The 12288-nt window shown below is 42.3% G+C and carries 8 protein-coding genes; 4 read left to right on the top strand and 4 right to left on the bottom strand.

Annotated elements, in window-relative coordinates:
* Window positions 1-519 (bottom strand): RNA pyrophosphohydrolase, encoded by a 519-nt coding sequence (gene rppH / locus PQR79_RS10070; protein ID WP_238102616.1) that lies wholly within the window; start codon window positions 517-519, stop codon window positions 1-3.
* A gap of 838 nt (window positions 520-1357) precedes the next feature.
* On the opposite strand from rppH, the gene mutH reads away from it, so the two are divergent.
* Both mutH and PQR79_RS10080 read left to right on the top strand, forming a co-directional pair.
* Entirely contained in the window at window positions 1358-2026 is a 669-nt protein-coding gene (gene mutH, locus PQR79_RS10075; protein WP_238102615.1) for a DNA mismatch repair endonuclease MutH, read from the top strand.
* 232 nt (window positions 2027-2258) lie between these two features.
* Entirely contained in the window at window positions 2259-3281 is a 1023-nt protein-coding gene (locus PQR79_RS10080) for an adenylate/guanylate cyclase domain-containing protein (RefSeq protein ID WP_274408472.1), read from the top strand.
* Between the two features lie 5 nt (window positions 3282-3286).
* Here PQR79_RS10080 and oxyR read toward each other — a convergent pair whose 3' ends face one another.
* The 3 genes from oxyR to mnmL form a co-directional block, all read right to left on the bottom strand.
* A complete protein-coding gene (gene oxyR, locus PQR79_RS10085; RefSeq protein ID WP_238102613.1) occupies window positions 3287-4210 on the bottom strand; it encodes a hydrogen peroxide-inducible genes transcriptional activator OxyR in 924 nt (307 codons plus the stop codon).
* A 149-nt stretch (window positions 4211-4359) separates the two neighbouring features.
* Entirely contained in the window at window positions 4360-4725 is a 366-nt protein-coding gene (locus tag PQR79_RS10090; protein ID WP_238102612.1) for an Hpt domain-containing protein, read from the bottom strand.
* A 217-nt stretch (window positions 4726-4942) separates the two neighbouring features.
* The gene (mnmL, locus tag PQR79_RS10095) at window positions 4943-5908 is read right to left on the bottom strand and encodes a tRNA modification radical SAM protein MnmL/YtqA (RefSeq protein ID WP_238102611.1); all 966 of its coding nucleotides are present in this window, start codon (window positions 5906-5908) and stop codon (window positions 4943-4945) included.
* Between the two features lie 519 nt (window positions 5909-6427).
* Here mnmL and gltB point away from each other — a divergent pair.
* Together gltB and PQR79_RS10105 are read left to right on the top strand one after the other, a co-directional pair.
* Window positions 6428-10876 carry a glutamate synthase large subunit gene (gltB, locus tag PQR79_RS10100; protein ID WP_238102610.1) on the top strand — a complete coding sequence of 1483 codons (4449 nt, stop codon included), beginning with the start codon at window positions 6428-6430 and terminating at the stop codon, window positions 10874-10876.
* Between the two features lie 2 nt (window positions 10877-10878).
* Window positions 10879-12285, top strand: a complete 1407-nt coding sequence (locus tag PQR79_RS10105; protein WP_238102609.1) for an FAD-dependent oxidoreductase — start codon at window positions 10879-10881, stop codon at window positions 12283-12285.
* Window positions 12286-12288 lie beyond the last annotated feature (3 nt).

The following is a 12288-nucleotide window of genomic DNA, read 5'->3' on the forward strand; positions in this document are numbered from 1 at the left end:
TTAACTCCGTTGTTTGCTTCGCTTTCTATTAAATTCGCGCGTTTGCAGCGCTAATGTCGTCGATGCGAACTCTTTCATTACTTTTCTATATACATCGCGCTTAAAAGACACTACCTGACGTACAGGGTACCAATAACTCACCCAACGCCAATCATCAAACTCTGGATGACCAGAAGAATTTAAATTAATGGTATTATCGTGACCTTTTAATTGTAGTAAAAACCATTTCTGTTTTTGGCCAATGCAAACAGGTTTGCTTTCTTGGCGCACCAAACGCTTGGGTAATCGATACCTTAACCAAGAACGAGTGGACGTTAAAATTTGTACATGCTCAGGTCTCAGTCCCACTTCTTCATAAAGTTCGCGATACATGGCTTGCTCTGCAGTCTCGCCATCATCTAACCCACCTTGTGGAAACTGCCATGAATGTTGGCCAAAACGCCTGGCCCACATAACTTGTCCAAATTTATTACAGATAATGATGCCCACATTTGCGCGAAAGCCGTCGCTATCAATCACATGGACTCCAAAATTAACCAAATTTTCTATCGTCTGATTGTTTCACAAAGCATGCCTATCGGCAAACCTCTATTTAATGTGGATAATTGAATAACAATGTTAACAGAGCTTATTTATCAACAGCTGTTATGCTTTTCTCTGTAGATTATCCACAAAATCTGTGGATATCTCTGTTCGAAACTTTGGTAATACTCAATTAGTGGGTAAAAACCAACAAATATCAATTTAATAAACTCACCCAACAAACAACTTAAAAACTAATAAATACAACATCTTAACCAATAACCCTGTATTGATAAAATCTCGATCGCTGAGATCGAACAAAAAAACAACGACTCTAGTTAAGATCAACAACTCGATCTACTACGCGTTAAGTTATACACAAATAACAAGACGTTTTTTAAAAAAAACCAAAGAAAAAGCCATTTTATTGCGTTGACTTGCTCTTTTTAATCAGTTAAAGACAAGTATTTTCACAGTTATCCATTAATTCTGTGGATAACTGTGTGTGAAATACTAGGGCAAAACGAGAGTAACTTGGGACAATTCAATATTAAAAACAGCAAAGATTTATAAAAACAAATTAAAACATAAGGTTATAAACTTATTCAATCAAAAAGTTTTACTCACAAATAATGCGCTTATTTTTTGAGCATTAACACTAATGTCAGTAAACTTGTTATTAATATCGAATACTTGCTAGCATATCAGCAGATATTTCCCCGTTTTTCATATTGATCTTTGCGCTTTCATTCACTCAGTAATTTCATTCACTCAGTCAATGTGTAAGGACGCGTCAATATGACGACTAACATCAATTAAAGGTAATGAAAGTGACATGGCTAAATCCTCGCCTAAAGACATTAATGAATTAATGCTACGAGCGCATAATATGGCTGGGATCCGCCTCGCAGACATTGCAATGGACAACCAAATTACTGTTCCGGCAAATTTAAGGCGCGATAAAGGCTGGGTAGGCCAATTGATAGAATCTGAATTAGGTGCATTGGCGGGTTCAAAACCGCAGCAAGATTTCATTCATTTGGGCGTAGAATTAAAAACAATCCCTATCGATAGTCAAGGTAAGCCACTTGAAACCACTTATGTCACAGTTGCTCCACTGGTCAACATTCAAGGGTTAACTTGGCAAAACAGCGTGGTGTATCACAAGTTACAACAAGTATTGTGGGTACCTGTAGAAGGTGAACGCAGTATTCCTGTCGGCGAAAGACGAGTCGGTACTCCTATCTTATGGCAACCTAACGCGCAGCAAGCACAGCAGCTACAGCAAGATTGGGAAGAAATAATGGAGTTAATCGCTTTAGGCAAAGTGGATAAAATTACAGCTCGCCACGGAGAAGTATTACAACTACGCCCAAAAGCGGCAAATAGCCAAGCATTAACCGAAAGCATTGCTGAAGACGGCAGTATCCAGTTATCTAATCCACGCGGCTTTTATTTAAAAATCGATTTTACCCAACAGATTTTAAATAATGCTTTTGGCTAAATTAACATTTTAGCGTAATCACAATCAGTTCCATCGGCTGGGCAAAAGTTTGCACTAGGCCACATTTTTCTGCACTTCTCTTGATCTAAATCACAAATAAACTATCCCTATTCAGCAGAATTTCTATAAACTACACCGCTTATTACTCAGCTATTCGGATATTTTAATTCTCTTGAAAGCGCGCCGCCAGACTCAAAAACTATTGTTCGCTGTGTTTGCTTGGAGCGTCGCCATGGCGTCATTTGTGTTTTTCCGCTATTCACAATCCTCGCAACTTCCAGATTGGGCTGTTGGTAACGCAGATTTAGCTACCTTGGCAGTATTTATGGGGTTTATATTCGGTGGCCTTCACTGGATGTCGAACCTGATTGCCGACTTTAGTGCCATTAGTCGCCTACCCTATTTGTTTTCAGTGGTTTTTAAAGGCTTGTTCTTATTACTTGGCGCAACCACGCTTGCTTATGTTACGCAATTTTTAAACATGTGGGCGATTGATAACCACATGGTCACCTTACGACAAATGCTCAGCGTACATATTATTTATAGCCCGTCATTTCAGGCATTAATCGTTTATTTAGTCGTGGTGCGTGTCAGCTTAGCTTTTATTGAACAAATGGCACTGTTGGTAGGGCCTAAAGTGTTGTTTAATATTGGTTTAGGTAAATACCATAAACCAAGGTATGAACATCAACTCTTTCTCTTTATCGATATGGTGTCATCTACGGCCCATGCAGAAACTCTAGGTGATTATCGCTTTAGTCGACTGATTCAAGACAGCTTTAGCATGCTGGCCGATACAGTTGCAGACAACGAGGCTGAAATCTATCGTTATATGGGAGATGCGGTATTAATCCATTGGCCTTTGGAGCAAGGTATTAAACATGACCGTTGCATGAACATTTACTTCGAGTTTTGTAAGCAACTTAAATGGCAAACTCAATACTTTGAGCAACAATATGGCTTTGTGCCTAAATTTAAAGCCGCTGCACATTGTGGCCAAGTGGTCGCTGCCGTTGTGGGTGTCCACAAACAAGAGATCAGTTTCTTTAGTGATGTGCTCAATACGTTGGCAAGGCTTCAAGACCAATGCAATCCATTGGGTCAACGAATGCTACTATCTGGGGATGTGGTCCATCGGCTTGAACAGCAAAACAGTCAATATGACTTAACCAATTTAGGCCCAATTGTATTAAAAGGTAAGCAGCACCCCATTGAAGTATTTGGCGCTGCACCTATCAAATCACCCCACTTGTAACCCATCTACTTCTTGTTTGGTAACTCTTGAGCGAGTAATTTTTTCTGTATCGCTAACCCTAAGGTTCTAAAGGTTGAAATCCGGCTGGTTGTTTGACGCCAAACTAACCCAATATCACGATACGGCGCTTCACCTGGTGGGTCCATCGTAATTAAATCAGTGTCATTTAATATACCGGTATCTATTGCCATTTGAGGTAAAAAAGTTGTGCCCAGCTTGCTGTTAACCATTTGCACTAACGTATGTAAACTGGTTGCCGCAAAAGGGTTAACCTTAGTACTGTCACCTAACTGGCAGGCAGTAATCGCATGACCTGTTATACAATGTTCTGCTTGCAGTAAAAAAATACTTTCATCAGGCATTTTTTGATAATCGATAGGTTGTATTACATCTTGCGATAACTCTTTGTGCATGACCATCTTGAATGGGTCGATACCCACTTTCATGCTATGGAAACCATTAGTATCGACTGGCAAAGCCAAAATTAATAAATCGAGCTCGCCTTTAGCTAGAGCATCAAGCAGTCTTTCTGTGGTGTCTTCTTTCAATAACAAGCTTAATTTGGGGTAATCTTGCTGACACAATTTGACCACCCGACTCAGTAAAAATGGCGCAATAGTTGGGATACAGCCTAAACGTATTTCACCCGTCATTGGCTCCCCTTGGTTTTTAACCAACTCAACCAAGTCATCAACATTAGTTAAAATATTTCTAGCACGTTCAACGACTTCTTCACCAATTGCGGTAAACATAAATGATTTATGATCCCGTTCGATCAATTGATAACCGAGCTGTTCTTCAAGGTTTTGTATGCCACTAGACAAGGTTGATTGGCTAACAAAACACATTTTAGCAGCACGATTAAAGTTCTGTTCTTGATGTAAATGCACTAAATAATAGAGATTTTTAAGGCTAGGAAGATTTTTCATTCTAACGATTACCCTTACCGATGTTGATTCAAATAATGAATTAAATAGGGCGAAATAACAAGTAACAGATAAGCATTAATGCGACATGCACCCATAAAAAAAGCCTCATTTATAGAGGCTTTTTTTAACTTAAGTGTACTAAAGAGCGATTATGCTTTTGCTTCCAGATACGCTTTAAGTTGTTGTAAATCTTTAGCGGCATGTTCAACGATTTCAGCTAACCACGTTTTATGATCGGCATCCCAATTTGCTTCTTCGCTATGTTGTAACAACTGAGCAAATTGCTGAATACGTTTTAAGCCAACAGAACCTGCCGCGCCTTTAAATTTATGCGCTTCTGCACATAAAGTGTCTTTATCATTTGCATCTTCAGCTTTCACTAAACTGCTGACATATTCAGGCATTAGCTGCTCAAATAGCACTACGCTTTTTAATAACGTCCCAGCACCAATGGCACTGATATATTGCTCAAGGGTGTTGAGATCCAATATTGAGTCTAACTGCGTTGTGGCCATTGTGGCACCTCTGTATTAATTCTAACTCTATAAAATTACAAAACATAATACCGAGTAAAATAGCCTATGCAAGGCTTGAACATGAATAGCACCACATTTATTTTAAATGATAACAAGCCATTAACACCACTTTTTCACTGGCATTACCAATGTTTAAAAAAAGCTCATCTTGAGACTTTTTCAAGCAAGTAGAATATAAAGTAACCATAAGTCCACATTAGGCCGTTTTATAAACGCCATTGAGCGCACTACCTTGGCCACCATATTCTCTTAGTTCATCCACAATGGCGACTAAACCATCCCAGCGAAATGCACACCAATCAGGGGCGAGTAACATCGGTTTTTTGGCATACGCGGTAACTCGGTGGTAAATGATGTGTTCAGGGGTATGACGAATGAGCATTGCTGCTGCAGATGCATATTCATCTAATGTTAATAACTGCATTGGCTTATAATGCCATTGTTTTGCCATGGTACTCCCTTCAACAATGTGTAATGGATGAAGCTTAATTCCATCGACACCAATTCCCAATACCGTTCTTAAACTGTTTAAGTAGTCGGAGTTGGTTTCGCCGGGTAAACCTAAAATCAAATGCGTACATACTTTAATACCACGCGCTCTCGCTGCGATAACTGTTTGACGATATTCCGCCAATTGGTGACCTCGATTAATTTTTTTCAAGGTGTGATTATTACTGGTTTGCAAGCCTAGCTCTAACCAAACATCTAACCCACTTTGTTGATATTCAACGAGTAAATCAAGGACCTCATCTGGCACACAATCAGGTCGAGTGCCAATGTGTAATCCCACCACGTGCTTATCTGCAATCGCAAGGTCGTATTTTTGTTTAAGGCGGTTAAATTCATCGTAAGTGCTGGTATAGGCTTGAAAATAAGCAATGTATTTACTTGATGAAACCGGGGCTGGTCGCGATTTATTAATACAATGCTCTCTCGAATGGGCACGCACTTTACCATCGGCAAGTTGCACAGGGATCGACAATGTTTGCCCTTGTTGAGCATTAAAAGAGGCGACATTACAAAATGTGCAACCTCCAAGCCCCAGCGTACCGTCACGATTAGGGCAGGTAAATTCAGCATCAATTGTCAGTTTTTTTATTCTTTCACCATATTGACGCTTGCAATAAGAACCAAATGTATTAACGTAGTCATCTAAGCCCATCTGGCTACCCTCTTCACCTAAAAGGGCGCTAGTTTATGATTCACTTAAACACCTGTCTCGGTGCTAAATCAATAAAACTGCCATTTAAGCCTAGCAAACACGAAACTCTGCGCTATGTCGCAAAATTGTTTAAAACATCCCAACATGAAATAAATTAATCAAAATGAATATTTACTCATTTTGATTAATTTTTTACCCAACAACTGTATTTGAAATAAAATTCATTATTTTTAATTCAAAAACAATCCATTCCTTTTGTTACTAAAAAGTAGCTATATGTTTGAAATAATATTTAAATTGTTTTTATTCATAAGGTTATAGCGCCAAAACCCCAGTTTACGTTAACGTAAACCTTGTAGGCAAATCCATTTATTTGGTAATTATATTTCAGTTTGTTGCATTTTTTTGGTTTGACCTTTATGCATTCTCAGTTTAATTTGAATGGTTCGGGTGCATATCTATGGAATGTTTCACATTTACCCCGAGTCGTATCTAGTAGAGGTTTAGGGGGTTTTTTGTATGAGCTTGTATCATCCCAGTTTCGAGCGTGACAATTGCGGATTTGGTTTAATTGCACAAATGGACGGTGACGCGAGTCACCGCATTGTGCGTACCGCAATTCATGGTCTCGATCGAATGAAGCATCGTGGTGGTATTGCAGCTGACGGACGCACAGGTGATGGCTGTGGTTTATTAATGCAAATGCCAACTGCTTTCTTTGAAGCTATCGCCGCAGAAAATGATTGGCATTTAAGCCGAAAGTTTGCCGTAGGTATGCTATTTCTCAGCCAAGATGAACAACGCGCTGATGAAGCTAAATTTATTTTAGAAAAAGAATTACAAAGAGAAACACTGAGTGTTGCAGGTTGGCGTAAAGTTCCGGTTAATCCAGATGTTCTGGGGGAGATTGGCCGAGCAAGTTTGCCACAAATTTATCAAGTTCTAATCAACGCGCCAGTGGGGTGGCGTGAGAAAGATCTTGAACGTCGCTTATATATGGCGCGTCGTCGTCTTGAGCAACAGATTACCGATGACAAAGATTTTTATGTCGCCAGCTTATCTGGTCAAGTCATAGTCTATAAAGGCTTAATGATGCCGGCAGACTTGCCATCATTTTATACTGACCTTGCCGACATTCGCTTGAAGAGTGCGATTTGTTTATTCCATCAGCGCTTTTCAACTAACACATCGCCAAAATGGCCATTAGCACAACCGTTCCGCTATTTAGCGCACAATGGTGAAATTAATACCATTACGGGTAACCGTCAATGGGCGCGAGCGCGTGCCTACAAGTTTAATTCACCCTTGTTACCTGACCTACAACAAGCCGCACCGTTTGTGAATGAAACTGGTTCTGACTCATCATCATTAGATAACATGCTTGAGATGTTGTTATCAGGTGGTATGGACTTATACCGTGCAATGCGCTTGCTCATTCCACCAGCTTGGCAATCCAACCCAGAAATGGATGATGAGCTTAAAGCCTTCTATGACTTTAACTCTATGCATATGGAGCCTTGGGATGGACCTGCAGGTATTGTAATGACCAATGGTCGTCATGCAGCCTGCGCTGTTGACCGCAATGGTTTGCGTCCTTCGCGTTATGTCATCACTAAAGACCGGATTTTAACCTTAGCCTCTGAAGTGGGTATTTGGGATTATGCCGCTGATGAAGTCATCGAGAAAGGCCGTGTTGGTCCTGGTGAATTACTAGTACTTGATACCGTAAATGGTCGCTTATACCAATCATTTGAAATTGACAACGATTTAAAACGTCGTCATCCATACAAAGAATGGATGTCAAAAAACAGCCAAACACTTGTGCCCGCTGAAAATATTGAACCGTCTCGTCAAGGCGAAAGTGGTTTTGATTCAAAAACTTTACTGCAATATCAAAAGCAATTTGGCTTCACTCGTGAAGAGCTAGAGCAAGTGATTTGGGTTCTGGCCAGTAAAGGTGAAGAAGCCATCGGCTCAATGGGCGATGACACGCCTATGGCCGTTTTGTCGAAAAAATCACGTTCGTTATATGATTATTTCCGTCAAAAATTTGCCCAGGTCACCAATCCACCTATCGATCCATTACGTGAAAAACACGTCATGTCGTTAGCGACATGTGTTGGCCGCGAACAAAACTTATTTAGCGAAACCACAGGTAACGCTTACCGAGTGATGTTCAACTCTCCAATTTTATTATTCAGTGACTTTAACCAATTACTTGGTTTAGACAGCACTAACTATCGTGCAAATACCGTCGATTTAAATTACGACGGTCATGAAAGCTTAGAACAAGCCATTCATCGTATTACCGATGAAGCTGAGCGTTTAGCACGCAGTGGCACAACGCTATTGGTACTATCTGACCGTGCTGTGGCACAAAATGCCCAGGTGATCCCTGCTGCTATGGCTGTCGGTGCTGTGCAAACTCGTTTAGTGGATAAGAGCTTGCGCTGTGACACCAACATTATTGTTGAAACCGCATCAGCGCGCGACCCGCATCATTTTGCCGTGTTACTCGGTTTTGGCGCCACAGCTATTTACCCATACCTTGCGTATGAGTCGATTTCTGCAATGGCCAAATTACATCAAGTGGAAGACGTCACTCCATTAATGCTTAACTTCCGTTATGGCATTGAAAAAGGCTTGCGTAAAATCATGTCTAAAATGGGGATCAGCACCGTCGGTTCATACCGTTGTAGCCAACAGTTTGAAGCCGTTGGACTTGCGCGTGATGTCATTGAGTTATGCTTTAAAGGCGTAATAAGCCGTATTGAAGGCGTCAATTTTGAACATATCGCCAACGATCAAAAAATACTGCACACTGCGGCTTACCGTGCCCATGTGCCATTACCACAAGGTGGCTTGCTGAAATACGTTGAGGGCGGCGAATACCATGCCTTTAACCCAGACGTCGTTAACACATTGCAAACGTCACTTAAAAACCAAGATTATGCTGAGTACAAAAAGTTTGCTCGCTTAGTGGATGACCGTCCAGTGGCAACCTTGCGCGATCTTATTGGCATTAAAGGCCAGCTAGACGCCGTTGACGCGGACAAAGTCGAAGGTGCAGAAACCTTATACCCACGGTTTGACAGTGCGGCCATGAGTATCGGTGCGTTAAGCCCTGAGGCGCATGAAGCGTTAGCTATAGCGATGAACCGTTTAGGTGGCCGCTCTAACTCAGGTGAAGGTGGAGAAGACGCTAATCGCTTTAACAGCGAGCGTAATTCAGCCATTAAGCAAATTGCATCAGGTCGCTTTGGCGTAACAGCCCATTACCTAGTCAACGCTGATGTATTGCAAATTAAAGTCGCTCAAGGTGCTAAACCAGGTGAAGGTGGGCAGCTACCCGGCCATAAAGTCAGCGTTGAAATTGCCGGCCTACGTCATGCTCGCCCTGGTGTGACCTTAATTTCACCACCACCGCACCACGACATTTACTCAATTGAAGATTTAGCCCAGCTAATTTTCGATTTAAAGCAGATTAATCCAAAAGCACTTGTGTCGGTAAAACTGGTTTCAGAACCAGGCGTAGGCACTATTGCGACTGGTGTGGCAAAAGCCTATGCAGATATGATCACCATTTCGGGTTACGACGGCGGTACTGGCGCAAGCCCAATTACGTCAGTTAAATATGCCGGTTCTCCTTGGGAGCTTGGTTTAGCTGAAGTACATCAATCGTTGGTTGAAAATGGCCTACGCCATAAAATTCGCTTACAAGTGGATGGTGGCTTAAAGACCGGTACTGACGTAATTAAAGCGGCATTGTTGGGCGCTGAAAGCTTCGGTTTTGGTACTGTGCCAATGATCGCGCTCGGGTGTAAATACTTACGTATTTGTCATTTGAACAATTGTGCGACAGGTGTTGCTACCCAAGATAAAAACTTACGTGAAAAACACTATCATGGCCTACCTGAACGCGTGATGACGTACTTTGAGTTTGTTGCTCAAGAAGTACGTGAGTGGATGGCAGCATTAGGTGTCGTCAAGTTTGAAGACTTAGTAGGTCGTAGCGATTGGTTACATGCTATTGAAGGACAAACAGACAAGCAACGTGGTTTAGACCTTACACCGATTCTTTATCAGCCAAAAGTGCAACCAAACTCAGCATTGACTTGGAAAGAAACAAACCCTCCGTCAGATGTCGGTCAGCTTAACCAAACTCTTGTAGCTGATTGTGCTTCTGCAGTGGAGGCTGGTGAACCATACTCATACCAATACTCAATTAACAATACCGACCGCTCTGTTGGCGCGGCATTGTCTGGCTTTATTGCCACTAAAATTGGCGTAAAAGGCACAAAAGAGCCGATTAATCTTGGTTTTAACGGCAGTGCAGGACAAAGTTTTGGGGTATGGAACAGCCCAGGGCTAGAGCTTAAGTTATGCGGTGACGCCAATGACTATGTTGGCAAAGGCATGTCTGGCGGGAAGATTGTGATACATCCACCGATTGGCAGTCCATTCCAAAGCGAGCGCAGTGCCATTATGGGTAACACCTGTTTGTATGGTGCAACCGGCGGTAAATTATTTGCGGCAGGTCAAGCTGGCGAACGTTTCGGTGTGCGTAACTCTGGCGCTATCGCTGTTGTCGAAGGTGTGGGTGATAACGGTTGTGAGTACATGACCGGTGGTATCGTGGTCATTCTGGGTAAAACCGGGGTGAACTTTGGTGCCGGTATGACCGGTGGGTTTGCTTACGTATTCGACCAATTTGGTCGTTTTAATCGCCGTGTTAACACTGAAATGGTTGATACTCAAAAAGTAGAGTCGACCATCCACCAGCAACACTTAAAAGGGTTAATTGAAACTCACTATGCTGAAACCGGCAGTGAACATGCCCATATGATTTTAAGTGATTTTGAAAACTGGTTAGATTGTTTCGTACTAGTCAAACCAAAGAATATTGCCGTTGCTGACCTGCTTAAAATTGAGCAGAAGAGTCCGGAATTAGTTGTAAAGGCAGGATAATCATGAGCAATGACTTTCAATTTATCGAAGTGGGTCGTGCTGACCCCGTAAAACATGAAGCCAAAAAACGCGCTACACAATTTATTGAAATTTATCAGCCGTTTACTCAGCCTGAAGTGAAACAACAAGCCGATCGTTGTCTTGACTGTGGTAACCCGTATTGTGAATGGAAATGCCCATTGCATAACTACATTCCAAACTGGTTAAAACTGGCTGAGCAAGGTCGGATTATGGAAGCTGCAGACTTGGTTCACGAAACCAATACCCTGCCTGAAATATGCGGCCGAGTATGCCCACAAGACCGCTTATGTGAAGGTGCTTGTACCCTAAATGACGACTTTGGTGCGGTCACTATTGGTAACGTTGAAAAATACATTACTGACACGGCTATCTCTCAAGGCTGGCGTCCAGATATGACCAAAGTCACGCCGCGTAAAGAGCGGGTTGCAATTGTTGGTGCTGGTCCTGCGGGTTTAGGTTGCGCGGATATTTTAGCCCGTAATGGCGTACAAGCCGTGGTGTATGATAAATACCCGCAAATTGGTGGCTTACTCACCTACGGTATTCCATCATTTAAACTTGATAAAGACGTTATGGCGACTCGCCGCTCAGTGCTAGAAGGCATGGGAATTAAGTTTAAAATGGGTGTGACCGTTGGTAAAGATGTGAGCTTTCAAAGCTTGTTAGATGAGTACGATGCCGTGTTCCTCGGCATGGGGACTTACACCGCAATGAAAGCCAAACTACCCAACGAAGATGCTCAAGGTGTTATCCAGGCACTACCCTACTTAATTGGTAACACGCATCACTTAATGGGTACACAAGACGATTCAACGCCCTACTTGAGCCTTGAAGGCAAAAACGTCGTGGTGCTTGGTGGTGGTGATACTGCCATGGATTGCGTGCGTACAGCCGTGCGTCAGGGCGCGAAAAGCGTCACTTGTGCATATCGTCGTGACGAAGCCAACATGCCTGGTTCTCGCCGTGAAGTGCAAAATGCGCGAGAAGAAGGTGTTAATTTCTTATTTAACCGCCAACCAGTCGCGATTAAAGCTGAAAATGGTGTCGTGGTGGGTATTGAATGTGTGGAAACCCAAATGGGTGAAGCCGATGCCAGTGGCCGCCAACGTGCTGAAGTCATCGCTGGCAGCGAGCAAGTACTCGAAACCGATGCGCTAATTATCGCCTTTGGTTTTCAGGCAAGCCCTGCAGACTGGTTTAGCGATTTTGGGATTGAAACAAACGAATGGGGCTTGGTTAAAGCCACTAAAGTTGACGATAACCCATTCCAAACCACTAACCCTAAAGTCTTTGCTGGTGGCGATATGGTACGCGGATCTGACTTGGTCGTAACTGCTATTGCAGAAGGACGTGATGCCGCAATGGGGATTTTAAACTACTTAGATTAACAA

The organism is Shewanella metallivivens, from assembly GCF_028750675.1.
GTDB classification, from domain to species: Bacteria; Pseudomonadota; Gammaproteobacteria; order Enterobacterales; family Shewanellaceae; genus Shewanella; species Shewanella metallivivens.

Bases quoted from the DNA above. Each gene is read 5' to 3' on its own strand.
- PQR79_RS10105 (WP_238102609.1), top strand. From the start codon at position 10,879: ATGAGCAATGACTTTCAATTTATCGAAGTGGGTCGTGCTGACCCCGTA.
- mnmL (WP_238102611.1), bottom strand. From the start codon at position 5,908: ATGGGCTTAGATGACTACGTTAATACATTTGGTTCTTATTGCAAGCGT.
- mutH (WP_238102615.1), top strand. From the start codon at position 1,358: ATGGCTAAATCCTCGCCTAAAGACATTAATGAATTAATGCTACGAGCG.
- oxyR (WP_238102613.1), bottom strand. From the start codon at position 4,210: ATGAAAAATCTTCCTAGCCTTAAAAATCTCTATTATTTAGTGCATTTA.
- PQR79_RS10090 (WP_238102612.1), bottom strand. From the start codon at position 4,725: ATGGCCACAACGCAGTTAGACTCAATATTGGATCTCAACACCCTTGAG.
- gltB (WP_238102610.1), top strand. From the start codon at position 6,428: ATGAGCTTGTATCATCCCAGTTTCGAGCGTGACAATTGCGGATTTGGT.
- PQR79_RS10080 (WP_274408472.1), top strand. From the start codon at position 2,259: ATGGCGTCATTTGTGTTTTTCCGCTATTCACAATCCTCGCAACTTCCA.